18 protein-coding genes and 2 pseudogenes are annotated in these 25,924 nt (G+C 61.8%); 8 read left to right on the forward strand and 12 right to left on the reverse strand.

Annotated elements, in window-relative coordinates; genetic code table 11:
• Window positions 1-8 precede the first annotated feature (8 nt).
• The 6 genes from araG to FXO12_RS07130 all read right to left on the reverse strand — a co-directional run bounded on the left by araG (window position 9) and on the right by FXO12_RS07130 (window position 7,484).
• The gene (araG, locus tag FXO12_RS07105; RefSeq protein WP_054898569.1) at window positions 9-1,511 is read right to left on the reverse strand and encodes an L-arabinose ABC transporter ATP-binding protein AraG; all 1,503 of its coding nucleotides are present in this window, start codon (window positions 1,509-1,511) and stop codon (window positions 9-11) included.
• Entirely contained in the window at window positions 1,508-2,512 is a 1,005-nt protein-coding gene (locus FXO12_RS07110; RefSeq protein WP_057977070.1) for a substrate-binding domain-containing protein, read from the reverse strand. Before FXO12_RS07110 ends, araG begins: the two co-directional genes overlap by 4 nt.
• A 169-nt stretch (window positions 2,513-2,681) precedes the next feature.
• Window positions 2,682-3,545, reverse strand: a complete 864-nt coding sequence (locus FXO12_RS07115; protein ID WP_057977068.1) for an SMP-30/gluconolactonase/LRE family protein — start codon at window positions 3,543-3,545, stop codon at window positions 2,682-2,684.
• A 16-nt stretch (window positions 3,546-3,561) separates the two neighbouring features.
• A complete protein-coding gene (locus tag FXO12_RS07120; RefSeq protein WP_160049600.1) occupies window positions 3,562-5,142 on the reverse strand; it encodes an aldehyde dehydrogenase (NADP(+)) in 1,581 nt (526 codons plus the stop codon).
• A gap of 10 nt (window positions 5,143-5,152) precedes the next feature.
• Window positions 5,153-6,145, reverse strand: coding sequence for an AraD1 family protein (gene araD1, locus FXO12_RS07125; protein ID WP_057977064.1), 993 nt, complete (start codon window positions 6,143-6,145; stop codon window positions 5,153-5,155).
• Window positions 6,146-6,161: 16 nt separating this feature from the next.
• Window positions 6,162-7,484: an MFS transporter gene (locus FXO12_RS07130; protein ID WP_003190554.1), complete on the reverse strand. Its 1,323-nt coding sequence runs from the start codon at window positions 7,482-7,484 to the stop codon at window positions 6,162-6,164.
• A 191-nt stretch (window positions 7,485-7,675) separates the two neighbouring features.
• On the opposite strand from FXO12_RS07130, the gene FXO12_RS07135 reads away from it, so the two are divergent.
• Window positions 7,676-9,412, forward strand: a complete 1,737-nt coding sequence (locus FXO12_RS07135; RefSeq protein WP_019817288.1) for an IlvD/Edd family dehydratase — start codon at window positions 7,676-7,678, stop codon at window positions 9,410-9,412.
• A gap of 48 nt (window positions 9,413-9,460) precedes the next feature.
• Complete coding sequence (locus tag FXO12_RS07140; protein WP_034126739.1) at window positions 9,461-10,183, forward strand: FadR/GntR family transcriptional regulator; 723 nt, start codon at window positions 9,461-9,463, stop codon at window positions 10,181-10,183.
• Window positions 10,184-10,190: 7 nt separating this feature from the next.
• Here FXO12_RS07140 and FXO12_RS07145 read toward each other — a convergent pair whose 3' ends face one another.
• The 3 genes from FXO12_RS07145 to FXO12_RS07155 all read right to left on the reverse strand — a co-directional run bounded on the left by FXO12_RS07145 (window position 10,191) and on the right by FXO12_RS07155 (window position 14,649).
• Window positions 10,191-10,790: a hypothetical protein gene (locus FXO12_RS07145; RefSeq protein ID WP_034126738.1), complete on the reverse strand. Its 600-nt coding sequence runs from the start codon at window positions 10,788-10,790 to the stop codon at window positions 10,191-10,193.
• A gap of 432 nt (window positions 10,791-11,222) precedes the next feature.
• On the reverse strand, window positions 11,223-13,352 hold the full coding sequence (locus FXO12_RS07150; RefSeq protein ID WP_057977062.1) for a TonB-dependent siderophore receptor: 2,130 nt from the start codon (window positions 13,350-13,352) through the stop codon (window positions 11,223-11,225).
• A 205-nt stretch (window positions 13,353-13,557) separates the two neighbouring features.
• Window positions 13,558-14,649: an NADH:flavin oxidoreductase/NADH oxidase gene (locus FXO12_RS07155; RefSeq protein WP_014718067.1), complete on the reverse strand. Its 1,092-nt coding sequence runs from the start codon at window positions 14,647-14,649 to the stop codon at window positions 13,558-13,560.
• A 90-nt stretch (window positions 14,650-14,739) separates the two neighbouring features.
• Between FXO12_RS07155 and FXO12_RS07160 the strand changes: the two genes are divergently transcribed.
• The gene (locus FXO12_RS07160) at window positions 14,740-15,039 is read left to right on the forward strand and encodes a helix-turn-helix transcriptional regulator (RefSeq protein ID WP_003190545.1); all 300 of its coding nucleotides are present in this window, start codon (window positions 14,740-14,742) and stop codon (window positions 15,037-15,039) included.
• Between the two features lie 450 nt (window positions 15,040-15,489).
• On the opposite strand, the gene FXO12_RS07165 is transcribed toward FXO12_RS07160, so the two are convergent.
• The gene (locus FXO12_RS07165; protein ID WP_054922113.1) at window positions 15,490-16,518 is read right to left on the reverse strand and encodes a GGDEF domain-containing protein; all 1,029 of its coding nucleotides are present in this window, start codon (window positions 16,516-16,518) and stop codon (window positions 15,490-15,492) included.
• Between the two features lie 2 nt (window positions 16,519-16,520).
• A complete protein-coding gene (locus FXO12_RS07170) occupies window positions 16,521-17,372 on the reverse strand; it encodes a hypothetical protein (RefSeq protein ID WP_169922168.1) in 852 nt (283 codons plus the stop codon).
• A gap of 329 nt (window positions 17,373-17,701) precedes the next feature.
• Between FXO12_RS07170 and FXO12_RS07175 the strand changes: the two genes are divergently transcribed.
• From FXO12_RS07175 to FXO12_RS07190, 5 genes and pseudogenes are all read left to right on the forward strand, one after another.
• On the forward strand, window positions 17,702-18,592 hold the full coding sequence (locus FXO12_RS07175; RefSeq protein WP_003190542.1) for a bestrophin family protein: 891 nt from the start codon (window positions 17,702-17,704) through the stop codon (window positions 18,590-18,592).
• A 295-nt stretch (window positions 18,593-18,887) separates the two neighbouring features.
• A pseudogene (locus FXO12_RS29350) lies at window positions 18,888-19,763 on the forward strand (cache domain-containing protein); the annotation flags it as partial.
• A 375-nt stretch (window positions 19,764-20,138) separates the two neighbouring features.
• Window positions 20,139-20,675: pseudogene (locus FXO12_RS29355) on the forward strand (methyl-accepting chemotaxis protein); the annotation flags it as partial.
• A gap of 290 nt (window positions 20,676-20,965) precedes the next feature.
• The gene (locus FXO12_RS07185; protein ID WP_057977060.1) at window positions 20,966-23,374 is read left to right on the forward strand and encodes a glucose/quinate/shikimate family membrane-bound PQQ-dependent dehydrogenase; all 2,409 of its coding nucleotides are present in this window, start codon (window positions 20,966-20,968) and stop codon (window positions 23,372-23,374) included.
• 57 nt (window positions 23,375-23,431) lie between these two features.
• Window positions 23,432-24,694 (forward strand): carbohydrate porin, encoded by a 1,263-nt coding sequence (locus FXO12_RS07190; RefSeq protein WP_060772970.1) that lies wholly within the window; start codon window positions 23,432-23,434, stop codon window positions 24,692-24,694.
• Here FXO12_RS07190 and FXO12_RS07195 read toward each other — a convergent pair.
• A complete protein-coding gene (locus tag FXO12_RS07195) occupies window positions 24,691-25,866 on the reverse strand; it encodes a XylR family transcriptional regulator (protein ID WP_057978031.1) in 1,176 nt (391 codons plus the stop codon). The two genes, FXO12_RS07190 and FXO12_RS07195, sit on opposite strands and share 4 nt — an antisense overlap.
• Window positions 25,867-25,924 lie beyond the last annotated feature (58 nt).

The raw sequence follows: 25,924 nt of genomic DNA on the forward strand, positions 1-25,924 counted from the left end.
GTCGTCTCTCAGTTCGCCAGGCCGCGTGGCAAGGCCAGTTGCAGCAGGTTGGATTCAGTCGCGTGCTCGCGCAGTTGTTCGCCGCGCAGGGCGCCTTCGCACAGCACCAGGATGCGGTCAGAGATGCCCATCACCTCCATCAGGTCGCTGGACACCACGATCACCGCAATGCCACTGGCCGCCAGGTTATGGATGATCTGGTAGATCTCCGACTTGGCGCCGATGTCGATACCGCGAGTGGGTTCGTCGAGCAGCAACACCTTCATCGGCATCGACAGCCAGCGGCCAAGAATGGCTTTCTGTTGGTTGCCGCCGGACAGGTACAGGATCTTCTGCGCCGCGTTCGGCGTTTTGACCCGCATCGCCTGGATCTGTCGGTCGGCGTTACCTTTCTCCCAGCCTTCGCGCAACAGCCAGCCAAAGGTGGAATGGGCGCCACGGGCGCTGATGTTGATGTTCTCAGCGACGCTGCCCAGCGGGATGATGCCCTCTTTCTTGCGATCCTCCGGACACAGCAATACGCCGGCGGCAATGGCGTCGCGGGGTGAGCGCAGTTGCAGCGCTTGCCCGCACAGTTCCAGGCTGCCGGCACTGGCGCGCTCCAACCCACTGAGCAGGCGAAACAGCTCGGTACGCCCCGCGCCCACCAGCCCGAACAGGCCCAGGATCTCGCCCTTGCGCACCTCAAAGCTGATCGGTTCACGCAGGCCGGGGCCGAGCAAGCCGTCCACCTTGAGCGCCACTTCGCCCTGCTCACGCGGTCGGTAATCGTAGATATCCTGGATATCGCGACCGACCATGCAGGTCACCAGTTGATCGTGGGTCAGCGTGTTCATGTCCTCGAACGTACGCACGTAGCGACCGTCCTTGAAGACCGTCACTGCGTCGCAGATACGGAACACTTCTTCCATACGGTGCGACACGTAGAGCACTACTTTGCCCTCCTCGCGCAGGCGCGTGATGATGGCCATCAAGCGGTCGATTTCCCGCGCCGAGAGGCTACTGGTCGGCTCGTCAAAGGCGATCACATGGGCGCCACGGGACAGCGCCTTGGCGATTTCCACCAATTGGCGCTGGCCCAGGGACAGGCGCCCGAGTTTCTCGTCGGGGTCGATTTCATCGGCCAGGCCCTTGAGGCAGGCCAGGGCCTGCTTGCGCAGCAGGCTCCGGTTGACCACGCCAAAGCGCGTGGGCAAATGCCCGAGGAACAGGTTCTCGGCCACGCTCATTTCCGGCACCAGATGTAGCTCCTGGTGAATCACCGCCACACCGCTGGCGATGCTGTCGGCGGCGCATTTGAAGGCCATGGTCTGCGCGCCGATCTGCACCGTACCGCTGGACGGAATGTAGGCGCCGCCGAGGATTTTCAGCAGGGTCGACTTGCCGGCGCCGTTCTCACCCATCAGCGCGTGCACCTGCCCCGGGTGGGCGGTGAAGCAAATGCCATCCAGCGCCTTGACCCCGGGAAAGGTCTTGCCGATGCCTTCAAACCGCAGGGCCGCAGCGGTCATTTCCACAGCCCGATCTTGGTCAGTTCCGCCTGGAAGTTTTCACGGGTAATCAGCGTCACTTCGTCCATGGCCGTGTATTTCGGCGGCTCGGTGCCCTGGGTAACCCACTCGTACATCATCTCAGCGGTTTTGTAGCCTTCAATGTGCGGGCTGGGCAGCATCGAGCCGAAGAAGCCGCTGTTGGCTTTCTTCAATTCGCCGATGGCGTCGGTGCCATTGATGCCGATACCAATCACATTGGCTGCGGCGAAACCGGCACTTTCGGTGGCGCGCACGCCGCCGAGCACGGTGTTGTCGTTCATGCCGCCGATGATCAGGTTCTTCGCGCTACCCGGCAGCTTGACCAGTGCCGAGTTGGTGGCGTCCATGCTGCCTGGCACGTCGAGGGTTTTCAGCGGGGCGGTGAGGATGTGATCTTTAGGAATGCCAGCCTCTTCCAGCGACTTGATCGAGCCGTCGGTGCGCTTCTTGCCGGTGTCGAGCTCGTTGAAGGTGTTGATCACCGCGTAGGTGTCCTTCCAGTCCCAACCACGTTTTTTCGCTTCGGCGGCCATGGCGGCGCCCTGCTTCTGGCCTACCTCAAACGCGGCCATGCCCAGGTACGGCACGTCTTCCATGAAGTTGCCCTTGGCATCGACAAAGCGATCATCCACGGCCATCACTTTCAAACCGTTGACCTTGGCCTTGGCAACGATAGCCGGGCCCAGGGACACGTCCGGCGGGCAGATCACGAAGCCTTTGGCGCCGTTGGCGGCCAGGCTGTCGATGGCCGAGAGGGTTTTCTCGCCGTCCGGCACCGCGATCTTGATGAGTTTGAAGCCTTTGTCCTGGGCGGCTTTTTCCGCAAACGCCCACTCCGTCTGGAACCAGGGCTCTTCGGCCTGCTTGACCAAGAAACCGATTTTCACTTCTTCAGCGGCCAGCAACAGGCCGCTCAAGCTCATGGCCGAGACCGCCACAGCGGCGCAGCACAGGGAACGCAAACCACGACGACGATTCATAGGGGTGACTCCTTGTTGTTGTTTTTTTTCAATGTTCGTTTTGTGTACGGGTACTGTTGTGGCGAGGGAGCTTGCTCCCGCTGGGGTGCGCAGCGCCCCCCAAAAAAAGCCGGCTCCAGCTGCGCTGTCGAACGGGAGCAAGCTCCCTCGCCACAACAGCGCGTTTGGTTTATCCGGCGAAGCGGTGACAGGGCTTGCCTGGCACGTCGACCTCAATGGCCAATACCGCACCATCAAGGGGGTGATCCAAGGGACTCGCCGCGCTGGTGATGTACAGCGTGGTGAGCTCGGGCCCACCGAACACGCAACTGGTGGGACGGCTAACCGGTAGTTCGATGATGCGATCCACCTCACCTGAAGGCGTTAGCCGCAGCAGGCAACTGCCATCCCAGCGCGCGTTCCAGATGTAGCCTTCGGCGTCCATGGCCGAGCCATCCGGCCCGCCGCGTGTGTGCGGCCCGAACCAGGCCTGGGCGGCGCCGAGTTGGCCGTCAGCCTGGATCGAATGCTGATAGAGCGTACCGTCCATGCTGTCGCCGAAATGCACCTGGCTGCCCGCCTCGTTCCAAAGCAAGGTGTTGGGAATGCCCAGGCCCGCCAACAACGGCGTGACCCGCGCATCGGCATCGATGCGAAACAAGCCACCGGAGCGCCGGGTAATCGGCAGGTCTTCGCCCTGCTCGCCTATGTTGTTCTGCATGGTGCCCAACCACAGCCGGCCCTGGGCATCGCAGCGTGCTTCATTGCCGCGGTTGCCCGTTTGCGGGTCGGCTACGCACAGCAGGGTCAAGGCTTCGGTGGCCAGGTCCAGGCGATACACACCGCTGCTCAAGGTCACCAGCGCATCACCGCTTTGACAGGGGATGAACGCCGAGACGTGCTCAGGCAATTGCCACACCTGCAACTGCCCCTCCATAAGACGCAGCGCCTGGCGGGCGGCGATATCCACCCAATACAGGGCCTGGGTCGGTACATCCCAGAACGGCCCTTCGCCCAACCGGGCACGGTGCGGGGTGACTGCGCTCAACGACATGAAGCCTCCTGATCAGTTACAGCGATTCGCGCGATGGCGTGCCATTTACCAGGCGCTGAATACGCAAAGGGTTGGCGTTTTTCAACGCGTCGGGCAGCAGGCTATCAGGGTAGTTCTGGAAGCACACCGGGCGCAGGAAACGGTCGATGGCCAAGGTGCCGACCGAGGTGCCACGGGCGTCGGAAGTCGCCGGGTACGGCCCGCCGTGAACCATGGAATCGCACACCTCCACGCCAGTGGGGTAACCGTTGAGCAGGATGCGCCCGACTTTCTGTTCCAGCAGGGGCGTGAGTTCGGCGAACTGGTGCAGGTCGGTCGGTTCGCCGATGAGCGTGGCGGTCAATTGCCCGTGCAGCCCCTGCAGGGCGGCGCTGAGTTGGGCCTGATCGGCCACTTCGACGAACACCGTGGTGGGGCCGAAGACTTCTTCCTGGAGCACTTCATCGCCTTCAATCAACAGACGTACATCCGCCTTGAACAGTTGCGGTTGCGCCTGGTTGCCCGACTGCGCGCTGCCCGCCAGATGCTGGATGCCCGGGTGAGACCGGAGTTTTTCCAGGCCCTTGCCGTAGCTGCCCAGGGTGCCGGCATTCAACATGGTTTGCGCCGGTTGCTCGCCGATCAATTGCGCGACCTGCTGAGTGAACGCGGTGAACGCAGGCGAGGCGATACCGATCACCAGGCCTGGGTTGATGCAGAACTGGCCGCAGCCTTGTACCACCGACGCGGTCAGGTCACGGGCAATGCTTTCAGCGCGGGCTTGCAGCGCCTGGGGCAGCACGATCACGGGGTTGATGCTCGACATCTCGGCAAACACCGGGATCGGTTGCGGGCGCGCCGCGGCCATGTCGCAGAGGGCGCGGCCGCCTTTGAGCGAGCCGGTAAAGCCTACCGCCTGGATCGCCGGATGCTTGACCAGCGCCTCACCGACGCCGCCGCCAAAGATCATATTGAACACGCCAGCCGGCATCTCGGTGGCCTCGGCAGCACGAATGATCGCATCGGCCACGCGCTCGGCGGTCGCCATGTGCCCACTGTGGGCCTTGAACACCACCGGGCAGCCGGCGGCCAGCGCGGCAGCGGTGTCGCCGCCAGCCGTGGAAAATGCCAGGGGGAAGTTGCTGGCGCCGAACACCGCCACCGGGCCGAGGCCGATACGGTATTGGCGCAGGTCCGGGCGCGGCAGCGGCTGGCGCTCTGGCAGGGCCTTGTCGATACGTGCGCCGTAGAAGTCACCACGGCGCAGCACGGTGGCGAACAAGCGCATCTGGCCGCTGGTGCGCCCGCGTTCGCCTTTGATGCGTGCGGCCGGCAAGGCGGTTTCGCGGCAGACCAGTTCGACGAAGTCATCGCCCAAGGCGTCCAGCTCATCGGCCACCGCATCCAGGAACTGCGCACGCCGTGCGGCGCTCAAGGCGCGATAGGCTGGGTAAGCCTGTGCCGCGGCCTGGGCGGCGGCGTCCACTTCCTGGGCGGTGGCCTGGTAGAAATCCTGGGGCAAGGCTTCGCCGGTGGTGGCGTCGATGCTTTGCAGCTTGATGCTGCCGTTGGCGCTGCGCTGGCCGCCGATGTAGTTGTGGCCGAGGAACGGGGTCATGTTGATCTCCTTAAAGGGGGGTGACTTGGCCGGGTTCAAATGCCGCATCGCTGCTGCCGATACCGTTGATCAACGGCGCGCCGAATTCAGCCTGGCTGATCTCGAACACATCGCCCGGCTGGGTACGTATACCGTCGGCGAATGACAAGGTGGCGGTGCCGAAGAAGTGAATGTGCACATCGCCCGGCATGAGGAACTGGCTGTATTTGAAGTGGTGGTATTCGAGGTTTTCCAGGCTGTGGCACATATTGGCCTCGCCACTGAGGAATTCGTTCTGCCAGATGACCTCGCCGTTGCGCAGGATGCGGCTGGTGCCCGCCAGATGCTCGGGCAGTTCACCCACGCGCAACTCCGGGCCATAGCTGCAACTGCGCAGCTTGGAATGGGCCAGGTACAGGTAGTTCTTGCGCTCCATCACATGGTCGGAGAACTCGTTGCCCACCGCAAAGCCCAGGCGATAGGGTTTACGGTCATGCCCGACCACATAGAGGCCGCCGATTTCCGGTTCTTCGCCGGCGTCTTCGGCGAACGGCGGCACCGGGAAGGCCTGGCCCGGGCGCACGACGATGCTGCCATCGCCTTTGTAAAACCACTCCGGTTGCACACCGGCCTGGCCAGCACCTGGTTTGCCGCCCTCCACGCCCCATTTGAAGATGCGCATGGTGTCGGTCATCGCGCTGTCGTCGCCGGCCTGCTGGTGCATCTTGTCGCGGGCCGAGGCACTGCCCAGGTGGGTGAGGCCGGTGCCGCTGATCAGCATGTGGGCCGGGTCCGGGTGGTCCAGCGGGGGCAGGATTTTGTGGTCCGCCAACAAGGCGGTGTAGTCATGGCTGGCGCCCAGGCCGAGGGCTTCTACCTGTTGATGCAACTTGCCGCCGGCTTCGATGGCGGCCAGCGCGAGTTCACGCACGCTGTGGGCGCCGCGCACTTCGCGTACCTGGTTGCCTTCTACCACGCCGACGCGGCGCTCACCGTTGCTCAACTCGAACTGAACTAAACGCATGCAGGTTCTCCTGGATTTAAGTGCGTGTGGCGCCACGGGCGCTGGCGGCGAATTGGTCGACGGGCAGCACGTGCTTGCGTTCCAACAAGCGGTAGACCACGAGGGTCAGCAGCAAGCCGAACACCATCACACCGGATAAGAAATACAAGCCTGAGGCCAGGTTGCCGGTGTACTCCTTGAGCGCACCGATCACGAACGGGCCGATATAGCCGCCGAGGTTGCCCACCGAGTTGATCAAGGCAATACCGGCCGCCGCACTGGCGCCGGCAAAAAAGCGCCCCGGCAGGGTCCAGAACACGGCGGTGCAGGAAAACATGGCAAACGCCGCCAGGCACAGCGCGGCCATTTGCAGCACTGGCACCGTGAGCCAGGCGCTGCAGAACAGGCCGATGGCGCCCAGTACATAGAGCACGGCGAGATGGCCGTAACGGTCGTTCAAGCGGTCGGAGCTGCGCGGGATGATCAACAGGCCGATGATGCCGAAGATATAGGGCACCGCGGAGATGAAGCCGGTGGTGAGGTCGCTGCCGCCAAACTGCTTGATCAGGGTCGGCAGCCACAAGCCGAGGCCGTAGATGCTCAGGGTCACCGGCAGGTAGAACAGCGCCAGCAGCAACACGCGCTTGTCCTTGAGCGCATGCAAGGGGTTGCCATGGCGCGTCTGGCCGTAGGCTTGCAGGTCTTTGTGCAGCTCGCCGGTGAGCCAGGCTTTTTCTTCCTCGCTCATCCAGTTGACCTTCTGGGGGCCGTCCGGCAGGTAACGCAGCACCGGCCAGGTCAGCAGGATCGCCGGGGTGCCGATCACGATGAACAGCCACTGCCAGCCATGCAGGCCAAGAATGCCGTCCATGCCGAGCAAACCGCCGGACACCGGGCCGGTGATCATCATTGCAATAGGTTGGGAGAGGATGAACAGCCCGAGGATCTTGCCGCGATGGCGCACCGGGAACCATTGGGTGATGTAGTACAGCACGCCGGGAAAGAACCCCGCCTCCGCCGCGCCCAGCAAAAAGCGCATCACATAGAAGCTGTGCGGCCCTTGCACGAACGCCATGCCGATGGTGATGGCGCCCCAGGTGATCATGATGCGCGCAAACCAGCGCCGCGCGCCGAAGCGGTCGAGCATCAGGTTACTGGGAATCTCGAACAGGAAATAGCCAATGAAGAACAACCCGGCACCGAGGCCATAGGCGGCGTCGCCGATGCCCACGTCAGCGCCCATGTGCAGCTTGGCGAATCCTACGGCGGAACGGTCCACGTAGGCGATCAGGTACAGCAGGATCAGGAAGGGAATCAGTTTCAGCGTGATGCGCCGAATAAGCCGCAGTTCCTGGCTCATGGGGTCGATCTCCGATTGTTGTTTTTATAGAAGCTCGGGGGACGCCTCTGACGAAATCCGCCAGGGCCATACCTCAGTTAAGACCGACTATATAGTATGACTATTTGCAAAACAACACTTCCAAAGCGGCGATTTTGCGCTTATGTTTAAGCACGCATAGAACATATAGTCATACAATAAGAGAATCGATCATGCCTGACAAAAAGCCCGGCCTACGCTCTGCCCAGTGGTTCGGTACCGCCGACAAGAACGGTTTCATGTACCGCAGTTGGATGAAGAACCAAGGCATTGCCGACCATCAGTTCCATGGCAAGCCGATCATCGGCATCTGTAACACTTGGTCGGAGCTAACCCCGTGCAATGCGCACTTCCGCCAGATCGCCGAGCACGTCAAGCGTGGCGTGATCGAGGCCGGTGGCTTCCCGGTGGAGTTCCCGGTGTTTTCCAATGGCGAATCCAACCTGCGCCCTACCGCCATGCTCACGCGCAACCTGGCGAGCATGGATGTGGAAGAAGCGATTCGCGGCAATCCGATTGACGGTGTGGTGCTGCTGACCGGCTGCGACAAGACCACCCCGGCGCTGCTGATGGGCGCGGCCAGTTGTGATGTGCCGGCCATCGTCGTCACCGGCGGACCGATGCTCAACGGCAAGCACAAGGGCCAGGACATCGGCTCGGGGACGGTGGTGTGGCAGCTCAGCGAACAGGTCAAGGCCGGCACCATCACCCTGGATGACTTCCTCGCGGCCGAGGGCGGCATGTCGCGTTCGGCGGGCACCTGCAACACCATGGGCACGGCCTCGACCATGGCCTGCATGGCCGAGGCGCTGGGCACTTCCCTGCCCCACAACGCGGCGATTCCGGCGGTGGATGCACGCCGCTATGTATTGGCGCACATGTCGGGCATGCGCGCCGTGGAGATGGTGCGTGAAGACTTGAAGCTGTCGAAGATCCTCACCAAGGAGGCGTTCGAAAACGCTATCCGCGTGAACGCGGCCATCGGCGGCTCGACCAACGCCGTGATCCACTTGAAAGCCATCGCTGGGCGCATCGGCGTCGAACTCGACCTGGATGACTGGACCCGCATCGGCCGCGGCATGCCGACCATCGTCGACCTGCAGCCCTCCGGACGCTTTCTGATGGAAGAGTTCTACTACGCCGGCGGCCTGCCCGCGGTGCTGCGTCGCCTGGGTGAGGCCAACCTGATCCCCCACCCGAACGCCTTGACGGTCAACGGCAAGTCCCTGGGCGAGAACACCCAGGATTCGCCGATCTACGGCCAGGACGAAGTGATCCGCACCCTGGACAACCCGATCCGCGCCGACGGCGGCATCTGCGTGCTGCGTGGCAACCTCGCGCCCCTGGGCGCGGTGCTCAAGCCTTCGGCAGCGAGCCCCGAACTGATGCAACACCGTGGCCGCGCCGTGGTGTTCGAGAACTTCGACATGTACAAGGCACGCATCAACGACCCGGAGCTGGACGTGGATGCCAACTCGATCCTGGTCATGAAGAACTGCGGCCCCAAGGGTTACCCCGGCATGGCCGAAGTCGGCAACATGGGCCTGCCTGCCAAGCTGCTGGCCCAGGGCGTGACGGACATGGTGCGCATTTCCGATGCGCGCATGAGCGGCACCGCCTACGGCACCGTGGTGTTGCACGTGGCACCGGAAGCCGCCGCCGGCGGGCCGTTGGCGACAGTGAAGGAAGGTGACTGGATCGAACTCGATTGCGCCAATGGCCGCCTGCACCTGGACATTCCAGATGCCGAGCTGGCAGCGCGCATGGCCGACCTGCCCCCCGCGCAAAACCTCATTGTCGGCGGCTATCGCCAGCTGTACATCGACCATGTGTTGCAGGCCGACCAAGGCTGTGACTTTGACTTCCTGGTGGGCTGTCGCGGGGCAGAAGTCCCACGGCATTCCCACTAATTGGGATGCTATGATGCGGCGAATCTAAGCCAGAGCCTCCCCGTCGTTATGGATCACCAGCCGCCCAAGCCGCGCAAGAGCCAGCATGCCCAGATCGTTCAGGACTTGGGCATGCACATCGTTTCCGGTCGCTTCAAGCCTGAAGAACGCTTGCCCATGGAAGCCACGCTGTGCGAGGAATACCAGGTCAGCCGCTCGGTATTGCGCGAAGCCACGCGGGTGCTCAGCGCCAAGGGCCTGGTGTACTCCAAGCCACGGGTGGGCGCGGTGGTACGGCCACGCTTGAAATGGCACCTGCTCGACCCGGACGTGCTGTCCTGGTTGATGCAGTCCACGCCCCACAGCGAGTTTTTCAACACCCTGGCCGGGGTGCGCCGCATTCTCGAACCGGAAATCGCCGCCATGGCCGCGACCACCGCCACCGATGAAGACATCGCCACCATCGAACAAGCCTACCAAGGCATGGAAACCGCCAAGACCCACGAGGACCTGTTACAGGCCGACCTGGACTTCCACCGCGCGATTGCCGACGCCACCCGCAACGACCTGCTCGCCTATATGTGCAACATGCTCTCGCTGCCGTTGCGCGAGTCGATCAACATCACCAACCGCCGCCCGGATATCCAGGGCCTGAGTCTGCCTCGGCACAAGGCGATCCTCACGGCGATCCAGAACCGCGATGCCTTGGGTGCACGGCATGCGTCGCTGGTGCAACTGGACGACACCCGAGTGGCGCTGGATACGGTGATGAACGTGTTGACGCCGTTGTGAGCCCGCGTCATTCCTGACTGTTATTGTTGGCCCTGGGGCAGGTGTTATCGCCCTCTTTTTTCAGCGCCAGCACGGCCTGGCGCTCGGACAACAAGTGAGTGATGGCGCCGCCGATCGCAGCGGAAATCAACGCCAAGGCTTCTTTAGGCAGATTGATCGCCGCCCAGGTCAACCCACCGATCAGCAAGATGACAAACAGGATATTGAAACGTGACACGCCGAGTTTTATCGAGCGGACGATATCGGACGTGTCCTGCATTTTCTCGAAGCGTTTAAGGTCTTCGAACTTGCGCACCGATTCCAGGGTTTCCAGGTAATGGGTTTCGGCCCGCTTCAATTTCTTGATCACATCGGCTTCGAGCATGACCTCCTCTATCTCGATCCTGACCAGGCTGATATTGGCGCCTGGACGGCCTAGAATTTCCGAACTCAGCGAACTTTCGGCCAGCTCGGCCAGCAGATAGGTATAGGAGGTTTCGCTGATCTCCTTGGCATATTTTTGCAAGGCTGACGTGTAGCACTTGGTGGCGTATCGGGTGAACAGACGCTCGGCATCGTTGGTCTTTTTGATCAGGTCTTCAGCTTTCTCGATCAGTTCCCGTTCCATTTTTAATATCCCTATTAAGCGTGGCTTCGAAAAGCAATGAGCGCCGACCGCTGCGCTGGCACGTTACGAGCAAACATCCCTCGATCGCCCGCCAGTGTCTACTGTTAAACCTGACAGGGAAGCTGATGCAGGCCCCTGTGGCGAGGGAGCTTGCTCCCACGACGGCCTGCCAGCCGACGCATATCCACCTGACGCGCCGCATTCCAAATGTGGGGTGTCAGGTAGAGAAGTGTCGGCTGTCAGGCCGTCATCGCAGGCAAGCCAGCTCCCACAGTTGGATCGCGGCGCGTCAGGTAGAAATGCGTCGGCTGTCAGGCCGTCATCGCAGGCAAGCCAGCTCCCACAGTTGGAACGCGTAGCGTCAGGTAGATAGGGGCCGTTGCGGGAGCAATCTCTCTCGCCACCGGCCCTGCGTGGTACCGCAGCTGTTCATCACAGGGTGTAGGCGATGCCCACCTGCACGGTACGCGGTGCGCCGGGGTAGGCGTAGATATTGCCGAACGCGCCTTCTTCATATTCGCGGTTGAACAGGTTCTTCACATCCAGGTTCAAGCGCACACGCTCATTGACCTTGTAGTAACCGAGCAGGTCGACCACGGTATAGGCGTCCATGGAGAATGCCGTATTGGCGGTCTGGCCGGCGCGTTGGTCGACGTACTTGCCGCCGGCGCCCAGGCCCAGGCCTTTGAGCGCGCCGTCCTGGAACTCGTAGACGTTGAGCAGGCTGAAGCTGTTGCGCGGGATGTTCATCAAGCGCGTGCCGGAGCGCAACGTGTTATCACGGGTAACTTCCGCATCTACGTAAGCGTAGCCGCCGATCACGCGCCATTCGGGCGTGAGGTTGCCTGCCACATTGAGGTCGAAGCCCCGACTGCGCACCTGGCCGGCCGCGACACTGAAGGTATTGTCCACGGGATCGGTGGTCAGCACGTTCTTCTTCTCGATCTGATAGATCGCCGCATCCACGCTCAACTGCCGGTCCAGCGCCTCCCACTTGATACCCATCTCGTAGGACTTGCCTTTCTCCGGTGCAAAACCACCGCCTTCGCGGCTGGCGCCAGTGTTGGGCTTGAACGAACGCGCAGCATCGGCATAGACCGCGACGGTGTCGGTGAGGTCGTAGATCACACCCACGCGTGGGGTGACGGCGTTGTCGGCGGCCTGCCAGCTTTTACCAACATAGTTCTGGTAGTCATGCTCGAAACGCTCGAAGCGGGCACCGGCCAGCACTTTCAGACGTTCAGTGAGAGCAACCTGGTCCTGTACAAAAGCGGCGTAGGTCTTGAGGTTTTCTTTGTCGTGGGTCGGCGTACGGGTCAGGGCCGGACGGGGTTGACCGTACACCGGGTCAAAGATGTCAATGGGATAGGTACCCGCCGCGGCGCTGGAACGCTGGATAATCGACTTATAGTCGTAATCCTCGTACTCGATACCGGTAAGCAAGATGTGATCAAACCCGCCGGTGGAGAAGTGCCCGGTCAGGTTGAGCTGATAGTCCTTGTCGGTCCATTCCAGCTTGCGGTAGTTGAAGTTGCGTTGCAGGGTGCGGCCATCAGCGCCCAGGCTACCCGGCCCGTTGGCTTCGATGGCATTGCCTTTCAAACTGCCGTCCAACCACTGGAAACCGCCGCCCAGGGTCCAGTTGTCGCTCAGTGCATGCTCGAAACGCAACTGCGCCATGTTGTTGTCGTTGTGCAGCTTGCCGGCGTCCTTGTCGCCCCAGAACGTATCACGCGAGGGCGTGCCGCGCTGGTTGGGGAAACGCGTCAGGCCGCGGTCCAGCGGGTGGTTGTTGCGCATGAAGTCGCCTTCGAAGGTCACCTTGGTGTCATCGGTGGCCTGCCAGGTGATTACCGGCGTCACGCCGTAGCGTTCCGTCTCGACGTGATCGCGGAAGGTGTCGCCGCCCTCGCCCACGACGTTCAGGCGATAGGCCAGGCGGCCCTCCTCGTCCAGCGGGCCGGAGGCATCCAGGGTGCCGCGCTTCATGCCCTGGTCATTGAGCTGGCTGCCCAGGGTGACGGTGCGTTCAGCCAGCGGCTGCTTGGACACCACGTTGAAGGTGCCGCCTGGGTCGCCACGGCCGTAGAGCATGGTCGCGGGGCCGCGCAGTACTTCCAGACGCTCGATGGTGTTGGCGTCCGGCATGTTCGGGTAACCGCGGTTGATCGGGAAACCGTTGCGGTAGAACTCACCGGTGGTGAAGCCGCGCACGGTAAAGGTGGTCAGGCCCTGGCCGCCAAAATTGTTGGCACGGCCCACGCCGCCGGCGTAATCGAGGGCATCCTGCAAGCGCGTTGCACCGAGGTCTTCGACCACGTCCTTGGACACTACGCTGATGGACTGCGGGGTTTCATGAATGGCGGTGTCGGTGCGCGTCGCACTGGCTGAGCGTGTAGCGTGGTAGCCCTGCACGGGGCCTTGGGCCGACTCAAGGTCCGCGGTGGCGGTGACATTGGTCGCTTGCAGCTCGATACTGGCGTTCTCGGCAGGTGCCTGCTCTGCCCACGCGAAGGGGGAAAACGCCTGGAGCACACAGATGGAAATCAGAGTACGACGCATGGGTGTAGAACCTAGTGAATGAGCCAGATGGGACGGCAAACCTGCCAAGAATTCGCGGCGCATCATATATCAAGGCATTCTCGTTTGATATCGGTTCTCATTTGTTATTTTTCACGTACCTGCTGTGTCTCCAGTGGGTAACGCAAAAACCACAGGCGAAAAAAAGCCACTCAATCGAGTGGCTCATGCAACGCGCAGGCATACCTCAGCGATAGCGTTCCAGCCAATGCGCGTAAGGCGCCGGCAAGGTCCAGGAGGACTTGTCCACGCCCAGTTCCTTGGCGGCAAAGTAGGCCCAGTGTGGGTCAGCCAAATGTGCGCGCCCCACCGAAACCAGGTCCAGGTGCCCGGCCTGCAGCGCGCCTTGCGCCAGTTGCGGCGTGCCGAAGCCCCAGGCCGAGGTCACCGGAATACCGGCTTCACGGCGTACACGCTCAGCAATCGGGCCCATGAAGGCCGGGCCCCATGGGATGTTGGTGTCAGGAATGGTAAAGCCGACGCTGACGCTCAGCAGGTCCAGGCCACCGTCCTTGAAACGGCGGGCCAGTTCGATGGACTCGGTGAGGGTCTGCTCATCACGGCCGTCGTATTCGATCACACCGAACCGGGCGGTGAGCGGCAGGTTTTCCGGCCAGACTTCACGCACCGCAGCCAGGGTTTCGAGGAGGAAGCGGCTGCGGTTGTCGAAGCTGCCACCGTAGGCATCGGTACGCTGGTTGGAGTGCTCGGAGAAAAAGCTCTGGCCCAGGTAGCCGTGGGCGAAGTGCAGTTCGATCCATTCAAAGCCGGCATCGCGAGCGCGGCGGGCCGCGTCGACGAAGTCCTGCTGCACGCGGGCAATGTCTTCCAGGGTCATGGCACGCGGTACGTTGGGCAAATTGGCACCAAACGCGATGGCAGAGGGGGCGATGGTTTCCCAGCTACGGGCATCAGAAGCCGGGATGTGGTCATCACCTTCCCAGGGGCGATTGGCACTGGCTTTGCGACCGGCGTGGGCGATCTGAATGCCCGGCACCGAACCTGCGGCCTTGATGGCCTTGACCATGGGCACAAATGCCTGGGCATGGGCATCGCTCCAGATCCCGGCGCAGCCTGGGGTGATGCGCCCTTCAGGGGCGACCGCGGTGGCCTCGACCACCAGCAGGCCGGCACCACCACGGGCCATGCCGGCCAGGTGAACGTGGTGCCAGTCGTTGACCATGCCGTCTTCGGCCATGTATTGGCACATCGGTGGGATAGCAATGCGATTGCGCAAGGTCACATCTTTGAGTTTGAACGGTTCGAACAAGGCCGACATTGAGAACTCCAGGAAGGGATGAGTGATTCGATAGTTCGATGGTAATCGAACTATGGTATTGAACGCTACCCCCCTGTTATGATCCGCCCCATGCGAGCCTTCAAACACCCTACCCCGCAAGAATTGACGCTTGAGCGTGTGCTGTACGCCTTGAGCGACCCCGTGCGCCTGGACATCGTGCGCTACCTGGCCAACGTGCCAGAGGCCACCTGTGGCGAACTCGACGGGGGGCGGCCCAAGTCCAGCATGTCCCATCACTTCCGGGTATTGCGCGATGCCGGCCTGGTGCACACCCGCAATGTGGGCACCACCCATATGAACTCGTTGCGCCGTGACGAGCTGGAAAGCCGCTTCCCTGGGTTGCTGGCCAGCGTGTTGTCACAACACTAGACGCATAACTTCGGCGCGACGCCGGGCCTGTGGCGAGGGAGCTTGCTCCCGTGACGGCCTGCCACCCGGCGCTTGCCTACCTGACACCCCACAATCCAAATGTGGGAGCTGGCTTGCCTGCGATGGCGGCCCGACAGCCGCCCCATATCTACCTGACACCCCTCAATCCAACTGTGGGAGCGGGCTTGCTCGCGAAGGCGGCCTGACAGCCGGCACAGTCATACCGAGTACATATCCATTCCTGCGGTAACAGCTACTTAGGGTTCTCTTGCCCCACCACTCGGCACCTCGCCCAGGCTCGGTGTGCCCGTAATCCGCCAGCGTGGTTTAACGGGGCGCTTAAGATCAAAAGCAGATCAAGATCAAGAGCGGCTCGCTTCGCATCGTGGTTAGCGTTGGCTGCTGCAACTTGGAAAGTTGTGCAGATACCTTTGCACTAGACGCCAAGCCTCAGGACAAGATCGCCTTCAGCAGCGCGCCGTCCAGGTGCACACAATCCTTGCCATTGCGCTTGGCGCCGTACAGGTTCTTGTCCGCCATCTTGAGTACGGCCGACAACTCGTCGCCCGGCGAAAAACGCGCCATCCCCGCACTGCAGGTGTAATGGTGGGGCGCAGGCACACTGCTGCGGATCGCTTGCAACAAGTCCAGGGCATAATCACAGGCCACCTCCACATCGTCGCCCTGCAATAACACGCCGAACTCTTCCCCGCCGATCCGTCCAAAGCTGTGGCTGCCCTTGGCGTTTTTCAGGCAAAGGGCCATGGCGCGCAGAATCTTGTCCCCCACGTCGTGGCCATATAGATCGTTTTTTTCTTTGAAACTGTCGATATCCAACATGATGAAGTAGCCGCCCTGCTCCCCACCGAGCAACTTCTCGAAGCTCTGCATAAAAGCGCGCCGGTTGAGAATGGAGGTCAGGTAGTCGGTCTCGGCCAAGGCGCGAAACTCGCTTTCCACCAGCAATACCGAACGCAGGTTCTTCAAGTAGGAATAACTCAAGATAAACCCGATGGATACCGACGCGGCGCAGAACAGCAGCAAATACACCTCGGTGCCAACGTATATATCCGCCTGCATGGGCGGCCACAGGATCAGCCAGATCAATAGCGCATCGGCCAGATAATCCTGGACACTGATAAACAAGATCGCACTGCCCACCACCAGGGTCACGGCCAACGGCAGGCCATAGATACGCAACTCTTTGTTCATATGAATCAGATAAGCGAAGCCGACGGACAACAACACCATATAGGTGACCCCCAGCACTCGCCAGAGCAGAAAGTTCGTGGTGGTGGCATGTACCCGGCAAACAATCAGCAGGCCCACCGTGACGCCCAACATATAAAAATTCAACTTCAGGGCCGCAGGAATCAGGAGCATGCCGACCCAGGCAATAATCCCTACCCCTTCGGCTTGGGTCACCGCAGGTGACAACAAACTGCGCATTCTGGGCCGCAACTTCAAGTTAGCAGGCATCCTTACGCTCCCATCTCAATAGCATGCAGGCCCATCGCAAATGAAAAGGCCATGAACCGCTTTACCAGGCTGGCAAAGGGTGGCAGAACTTCCAGCCGGGTTTTGGAGTGGGCTTTGAAATAACCCTTTTCAACCCCCTCCTGCACCATACGGATAATGTGGGTCTTGGACACGGAAAGTTGCTTGGCCAAGGCCAGGTAGGAAGACGACCGGAAGGTGGCGCGGTCGTTCTCAGGGGCAAAGGCGTCGTTGTAGATCGCCAGCATCAACAGATGGCCGGCGTCGCGCTTCACCAGCCAGTAACATTCGGGCAGCAAGACATCCACCGTCAACTCGGCCGCGAGAATCATGGCAAAACCCTTGAAATAGAGCGCAAGGAACTCGCGGTCATCCAAGTCGCGCATCTGCCGGAACACTTCCCTTTCGGGATAGAGCAGCGCCAAAGACTCCGTGAGGGCGGTGAGCATCAACCGCGCTTCGCGGCAGGCTTCATCCGAAGGTGCATACACCCTGAAGCGACTGTCTTCGGGGTGCGGCGCAACCTCCATGAAACCCAAGGCCCGGAATAGCAAAAAAATCGATTCCAGGCTGTTTTTCGAACAATATTTGCGCGTTACGCACAAGGCTTTAACTTCTGCCAACAAAGGCAGCGGTGTAGAAAAGTATTGGCTCAATAATGCAAACGACACCATCAAGCGGCTGTATTTAAGGGCACTCTTGTAGAAAAACGGTCGTCTCGAATAGGGCACGAGCAGCACGTGGTAATGCGCTCTCATGCACGATTCAAAATCCTTATGACGTTCGAGCGCTTGCGCGGTATTACACATAGCCAACTTCAACGAACTGACACGCATGAAAGAGCCCTGATCATCCAACTTGATGCCACTGATCTCAGCTACGAAATCCCTGCAGCCCGGCCCCAAAACAAATCACTTCAAAAATCCTGCCATTAATGGCTTTTTGCCTCGAACGCAATGTAAAGCGATTGCCGGACAAGACGTCATCAGTACCAAAGTTGTTCCACAGTCAGATGCCCTATGGCACACACTTACGCGCAACCTTTGGTTACATTCTCTCCGCCTGGCGGTTAGAGGACTAATCGATTCAGCACACTGCGAACCTTCCTTCCTCGGCGGCGTCGTAACAGGGGATTGTTGCCAACCGCCCGCCGCGAGGTTCTCGTTTGAAAGCTGCCCTTCTGAAGAAATACCGCCTGATCATCAAGACCATGGGCTATGTGGGCTGGGCGTTGTTCTGGCTGTTGTTGTGGGATGTGGCGGTGACGGTGGATTTCATGCTGTTTCTCACCGCCAAGATCAATTTGCCGCTGATGCCCCTGACCTTGCTCGGCTCAGCACTGGTGGTGCTGATCAGTTTTCGCAACAGCAGCGCCTATAACCGCTGGTGGGAAGCACGCACGCTGTGGGGCGCGATGGTCAACAACTCGCGCAGTTTTGCCCGGCAAGTGTTGACCCTGCTCGATGACGCCCCCGGTGAGGTGAACCCGGTGAAGTCGACGCTGTTGCGCCGTCACGTGGCTTACGTCAACTGCCTGGCTGCGCACCTCAAGGGCCAGCCGTGCCCGGAGGAAGTGCGAGCCTTTATCCCCGCCGAAGAATTTGCGCGCAACGGCGCCACTAATAACTTCGCGAATGACATCCTCACCGGCTCGGCCTCGTTGCTGGCGCGCGAATACCAGGCCGGACGCTTGGACAGCATCCGCCTGGCGCGGTTGGAGTCGACCCTGGTGGACCTCTCCAACGCCCAGGGCGGCATGGAGCGGATTGCCAACACGCCACTGCCCTACCCTTACGTGTACTTCCCGCGGCTATTCATTTCCCTGTTCTGCCTGATCGTACCGGTGGGCCTGGTGGAATCCCTCGGTTGGTTCACGCCGTTGGCCTCCACGGTCGTGGGCTTCATGCTGCTGGCCATCGAACGCATCGGCACCGACCTGCAAAGTCCGTTCAATTCCAGCGAACATCAGATCCAGATGGAAAGCATTTGCGAAACCATCGAGAAGAACCTGCAGTCGATGCGCCGCGATGCCCTGGTCGGTGACCCGATCGCCTGATTCCCCCCTCCTCAAGTGCCAACTCCCTCGGCCGATATACCGAGGGTACGCATGGCCTCGCCTCTCACAAAAACGCCTGCGACACCCAGTACCCATTTTTCTCCCCTTGCCAAAACTATAAATACCCGCGGGTGAAGTCATGAATATCAAGCAGAAGCTGACATGGGCGTTTGCGGCCATCGCGTGCGTGCCGGTCATCCTGGTCGCCATTATCGTGGTGCTGAACCTGCGCGAGGGTGCGCTGGCCAACTTCCTCGACAGCAGCGGCCGCGAGATCCGCCAGATCGACAATGGCATGCAGCAGTTTTTCGACGGCATCAGCCAGAATGTCGACTTCGTCGCCAAAGACCCGCGTGTGATCGCGGCCAAGAACCTGAAGAACTACGCCGGCGCCGATGCAGCGCAAATTCCGCTGACGCCGACCAACACCGAACTGCTGGCGATTTTTGATCAGTTCGCCAAAAGCCACCCCAGTACCGCCTACCTGTCCCTGGGACTGAGCGATGGCGGCTACGCCAGTTGGCCGGACGACGCCAAGCTGACGCAATACGACCCGCGCACCCGCCCCTGGTACCAGGCCGCCATTGCAGCGCCAGGCAAGACCGTGCGCACAGGCGCCTACTACTGGGCCCCGGACGATGTGGTGCTGATCGGCACCGTGCGCACCGTCGCGGATGCCACGGGTAACGTCCTTGGGGTGGTTGGCCTTGACGTGTCGCTCAAGCAACTCACTGAGCTGGTGCGCACCATCAAGCTGGGCGACAGCGGCTACCTGATGCTGGTGGAAGCCGACGGCAACGTGCTGGTGGACCCCAGCGATGCCACGCACAACTTCAAGCCCCTGGCGGGCCTGGGCGCGAACTACGCCGAACTGGCCAAGCACGGCGATGGCGTGACCGAGGTGAGCATCGATGGCGTGGCCTACATGGCTAACGTGGTCAGTTCCAAAGACTTGGGCTGGCGCTTTATCGGCCTGATCAAGCGTGACGAAGTGATGGCCGGCGCCACCCGCCTGACGTGGTTGATCGCTGCGATCGCCGCCGTACTGGCCGTGGTGTTCGCAATCGTCGGTGCCAGTTTCGCCCGTGTGATCGTGCGTCCGATTCGCGGTGTGGCCGACGGCCTGCAGGAAATCGCCGAAGGTGAAGGCGACCTCACGCGCCAGCTCAAAGTGCAAGGCAAGGACGAAACCGCCAGCCTGGCCGGCTGGTTCAACCAGTTCCTGAGCATGATCGCGCAACTGGTGCAGCGCATCGGCAACGCCTCCTCAGACCTGCAAACCGCCGCCGCCGACACCAGCGCCGTGGCCAACAATATGAACCAGGCCGCCGGCCGCCAGCGCGAAGCCGTGGAACTGGTGAGCACCGCGTTCAACGAGATGGTCGCCACCGCCAACGAAGTCGCGCGTTCATGCAGCGCCGCCGCCACGAGTGCCGATGAGGGCTATCGCGACGTGCACACCGGCCAGCAGCACATCGGCGAAGCCACCGGCAGCGTGCTCAAGCTCAGCGAAGACCTGCAAAAATCCACACAGACCATGCAGTTGCTCGAGCAAGACAGCCAGAACATCAACACCATCCTCGACACCATCCGCTCGATTGCCGAACAGACCAACCTGCTGGCGCTCAACGCCGCGATCGAAGCCGCCCGCGCTGGCGACCAGGGCCGCGGCTTTGCGGTGGTCGCCGATGAAGTGCGTGCACTGGCGCGTCGCACCGCCGACTCCACCGGCGAAATCGACAGCCTGCTGGGCAACCTTGCCCGCCGCACCCAGGAAGTCACCCAGCAGATGCAAGGCAGCTTGCTGGTGTCCAACACCAGCGTGGAGCGCATCCAGCAGGCCCGTGACAGCTTTGACAAGATCCGCGGCTCGGTGGACTCGATTCGCGACCAGAACACTCAGATCGCCACCGCCGCCGAAGAGCAGCACCAGGTGGCCGAAGAGATCAACCGGCATATCGCGCAGATCCACGCCGACGCGCAGTTGGTGGAAGGCTTTGCGCATTCGGCGCAGACCGGTTCAGGGCGGCTGACTGATATTTCCGGCCAGCTCAATGGGCTGGTGGGGCGCTTCAAGTTCTGATGCCCGCCCAATAAAGGCAGCGCTGTACCGTGGCGAGGGAGCTTGCTCCCGCTGGACTGCGTAGCAGTCCCAGTCTTTTAAATTAAGAGAGGGGCCGCTTCGCGCCCCAGCGGGAGCAAGCTCCCTCGCCACAGGGTACGCGTCGCCGGGTCCATCTATGCCGCCTCAGAGGCGGCCCTGCCCATCATCGCAGTACCTGCAACAGTCTATTGCAGTACTCAAATGTACTAACTGGTTACTTATCTTGCTAAAATCGCGTCTTTGCCCTCTCTCACTCGAGTCCATTCGACATGAAACGAGCATCGCGCGCCGCTGGCGTCTCTAGATTCTTACTCCTGGGCCTGGGCGTCGTCATCGCCCTGCTCGGCCTTGCGCTTGCCGTCGGCGGCGCCAAACTGGTCAGCCTGGGAGGCTCCTGGTACTTCCTGCTCGGCGGCGTGGCCATGGCCATCTCCGGGCTGTTGATTGCCCGCTGCAAGCCTGCCGGCGCCTGGTTGTTCGCCGCGTTTCTAGTGGCTACTGCCGTGTGGGCGGTGGCCGACGTGGGCCTGGAATACTGGCCGCTGTTCTCGCGACTGTTAATGTTTGCGGTGATTGGCGTGGTGGTCGCGCTGGTGTATCCGTTGCTGGCCGGCAAATCGGCGCGGGGTGCCTATGGCGTCGCCGCCGTATTGGCGCTGGGCGTGGCGGTGGCGGCGGGCAATATGTTTGTCGCGCACCCAAGCGTGAAGCCCACCGGTGCAGGCCCGGGCGTCACCCCGGTGGCTGCGGCCGATGCGCAGAAAGATTGGGCCCACTACGGTCATACCGAAGGTGGCAGCCGTTTCGCCGCGCTGGACCAGATCAACCGCGACAACATCGACAAGCTCAAGGTCGCCTGGACCTACCACACCGGCGACGTGGCCATCAGCGACGGTAACGGTGCCGAGGACCAACTGACCCCCCTGCAGATCGGCAACAAAGTGTTTATCTGCACCCCGCACAACAACCTGATCGCGCTGGATGCCGACACCGGCAAAGAACTGTGGAAAAACGAAGTCAACGCCAAATCGGCAGTGTGGCAGCGTTGCCGGGGCATGGCGTATTTCGACGCCAGCGCGCCGATTGCCCAGCCGACCCAGCCCGACAGCTCGCCGGTCCTGGCCGCCAGCGTGCCCGCCGGTGCGCAGTGCCAGCGTCGCCTGCTGACCAACACCATTGATGCACGCCTGATCGCCGTAGACGCCGACACCGGCAAGTTCTGCGAAGACTTCGGCACCCACGGTCAGGTGGACCTCAAGGCCGGCCTCGGCAATGTGCCGGACAGCTACTACCAACTGTCCTCGGCGCCGCTGATGGCCGGTACCACCGTCGTAGTCGGCGGTCGCGTGGCAGACAACGTGCAGACCGATATGCCCGGTGGCGTGATCCGTGGCTTTGACGTGATCACTGGCCAGATGCGCTGGGCGTTCGACCCAGGCAACCCTGAAGACAAGCAGGCCCCGACGGGCGACGCCACCTACGTGCGCAGCACCCCGAACAGCTGGGCGCCGATGTCTTACGACCCACTGATGAATACGGTCTTCCTGCCTATGGGCAGCTCCTCCACCGATATCTACGGCGTGGAGCGCACCCAGCTCAACCACAAATACGGCGCTTCGGTGCTGGCACTCGACGCCTCCACCGGCGCCGAGAAGTGGGTCTACCAGACAGTCCACAACGACCTCTGGGACTTCGACCTGCCAATGCAGCCCAGCCTGATCGACTTCACCCCGCCCGGCAGCGACAAGGCTGTACCGGCCGTGGTCATCGGCACCAAGGCCGGGCAGATTTACGTGCTCGACCGCGCCACCGGCAAGCCGCTGACAGACGTGCAGGAAGTGCCGGTCAAAGCCGCGAACATTCCCAACGAGCCGTATTCCCTGACCCAGCCGAAATCCGTGGGCATGCCGCAGATCGGCGCGCAAACCCTCACCGAGTCGGACATGTGGGGCGCGACGCCGTATGACCAGTTGTTGTGCCGCATCGACTTCAAGGGCATGCGCTACGACGGCCTGTACACCGCGCCGGGCACCGATAAATCCCTGAGCTTCCCCGGTTCCCTGGGCGGCATGAACTGGGGCAGCATCTCCACCGACCCGGTGCACGGTTTTATCTTCGTCAACGACATGCGCCTGGGCCTGTGGATCCAGATGGTACCGTCGCAGAACAAGGCCCAGACCTCTTCCGGTGGGGAAGCGCTGAACACCGGCATGGGCGCCGTGCCGCTCAAGGGCACGCCGTACGCGGTGAACAAAAACCGCTTCCTGTCGGTGGCCGGCATTCCGTGCCAGGCACCGCCATTCGGCACCTTGACCGCCATCGACATGAAGACGCAAAAGGTCGCCTGGCAAGTACCGGTGGGCACCGTTGAAGACACCGGCCCCCTGGGTATCCGCATGCACCTGCCAATCAAGGTAGGCCTGCCGACCCTGGGCGGTACGCTGTCCACCCAAGGCGGCCTGATCTTTATTGCCGGCACCCAGGACTTCTACCTGCGCGCCTTCAACAGCGGCAATGGCGATGAAATCTGGAAAGCCCGCCTGCCCGTCGGCAGCCAGGGTGGGCCGATGACCTACGTGTCGCCGAAAACCGGCAAGCAATACATCGTCGTCACCGCCGGCGGCGCACGCCAGTCCACCGACCGTGGCGACTACGTGATCGCCTACGCCCTGCCGTAACCGCCCTCTGTTCGCGCGGTGCCCAGGCGCCGCGCTTTGTGTTTGGAAAGATCCCCCATGACCCCTACTCCTCATACCGCCTGGCGCCTGGCGCTGGGCCTGGCCTTTGCGGCCGCCCTGCCCGTTCAAGCCGACGACACCACCCTGACCGGCGACTGGGGCGGCCTGCGCCGCGAACTCGACGCGCAAGGTGTGCGCTTTACCGGTGACTACAGCGGCGAGACCGCCTACAACGCCCACGGCGGCCAGCATCGTTCGGCGCGCTACTCGCAAAACATCAAACTCGGCGTGCAATTCGACCTGGGCAAGCTCTACGGTTTCACCAACGGCGACCGCATCCAGCTGACCATCAACGACCGACGCGGCAACAGCGCCTCCGAGGACTTGGTGGGCAACCGCCTGCCGATCCAGGAAAACTACGGCGGCCTCTACACGCGCCTCACCGAGCTGAGCTACGAGCGCACGCTGTTCACCCCGGCGCTGAACCTCAAGCTGGGCTATATGGCCATGGGCAATGATCTCGGCGGCCTGGACAGCGGCATCCTGTGCAACTTCATGAACGCCGGCTTCTGCGGGCATCCGCTGAATATGTCCGGCGGCAGTGGCTGGGCCAACTACCCGAATGCGCACCTCGGTGCCCGGGTGAAATACGACTTTTCGCCCAACTGGCAACTGCGCGTGGCGGCGTTCAATGTCGACCCGTCCAGCAATGGCAACTCAAGCCGTGCCTGGCACCTGGGGCCCAAGCACACCACCGGCACCGTGGTGCCCATCGAGCTTATCTACAAGCATGCGGGCGCACTGCCCGGTGAATACAAGCTCGGTTATTACTACGACAGTTCCGATGTAAAACGCATTGGCAGCAACAAGGACGTCAGCGGGCGTGGCGGTCACTACCTCTTGATCGACCAGGCTGTGTGGGCCTCACAATCATCCCAAGGCCGTAGCCTGCACGCCTTCGGCCAGTACTCTGCCGCCAGCCAAGCGGCCTCGCCGTTCACCAAGTGGTATGGCGCAGGCGTGGTGCTGTACAAGCCGTTCGAAGGTCGCCCGCGCGATACCGTCGCCCTGGGCTATGGCCGCGCGGTGCCGAACCCGCGCAGCCGTGATGTGCAAGAGTTGGCTGCGTTCAATGCCGGGGCGTCCTACCCCTCAATCGACAGCGCCGAACAATTGATCGAACTCAGTTATGGCTACCAGGCCACGCCTTGGCTGACCTTGCGCCCGGATGTGCAATACATCATCGAGCCGGGGGCGTTTTCCGGTGAGAGCATCGACAATGCGCTGGTGCTGGGCTTGCAGGTCAAAGCGGTGTTCTAGTTTGTGCCCTGTTGATACTGACGCGGCGTACAGCCAAATTCGCGGCGAAACACCGTATGCAGGTACTGCGCAGAGGTGAAGCCGCAGCGTGCGGCAATGTCGGCGATAGCAAGGCTGTGGTTTTCCAAACCTTTGGCGGCAGCGGCGAGTTTGAAGCGCAAAATCTCATCATGCACGCTGCAGCCACGCGCCTTGCGAAAATGCGCTTCCAGGGACGAGCGGGAAACACCGACATAAGCCGCGACCTGATCGGTCTTGATACCCTGGCAGGCGTACTGGCGGATAAACAACAAGGCCTGCATCACGTAAGGGTTGCCCAGGGGTTGATGCAGGCTGGAGGCCTGCACGTTGATGGCGTCCGGCGGCACCAGCACCTGCGTGCCCGTGCAGGGTTTGCCGTGCAGCATCTGATGCAACAATGCCGCAGCGGTACGGCCCATGGTCTCCGTGCCCTGGATCACCGAACTGAGCGGCACCCGCGTGAGGGTGCGGGTCAGCGGGTCGTTGTCGATGCCGATCAACGCCACCTCCTCCGGCACCGCAATACCCGCCGTCAGGCAGGCTTGCAGCAATTGCCGAGCACGGGCATCGGTCACCGCGATAATGCCGATAGGCTTGGGCAGGCTGTGCAGCCAGGCAATCTGCTGCTCCACCGCGCTGTCCCACAACGGCGCACTGGTGCCCAGGCCGCGATACACCTCTACCTGCAAGCCATCGCGCTGCATCAAGCGGCGAAAAGCTTTCTCACGCTCCTGGGCCCACCGATTGGCCTGGGCTTCGGGCAGGCTGAAACAGGCAAACCGCGTCAACCCCGCCTCCACCAGATGCTCGTAGGCCAGCTTCATCAGGGCATGGTTATCGGTGGCCACATAGGGAATGCCCTTCGGGTACTTGCCCACATCCTCATAAGACCCGCCCACCGCCACCACTGGAACCCGACTGCCGGCCAGCGCCTCGCCAATCAGCGGGTCATCGAAGTCAGCAATGATCCCATCCCCCTGCCAACGCTCGATACCGCGCAGGCGACAGAGGAAGTCCTCTTCCAGGAACAGGTCCCAGGATGCGCGGGTGCTGCTCAGGTAGTTGCCGATACCGGCGATGATGCCGCGGTCGTAGATTTTGCTGCCGTTGAAGAGCAAGGCGATACGGTGAACGGGCGGTAGGGTTTTCATTGTTTTTGTCCTGGGGCCGGTCGGTGCAGATTAGGCCTGTGTACTACGCACGCCTAGC

Origin of the sequence: Pseudomonas sp. J380 (assembly GCF_009827115.1) — a bacterium.
Lineage (GTDB): Bacteria > Pseudomonadota > Gammaproteobacteria > Pseudomonadales > Pseudomonadaceae > Aquipseudomonas > Aquipseudomonas paracarnis.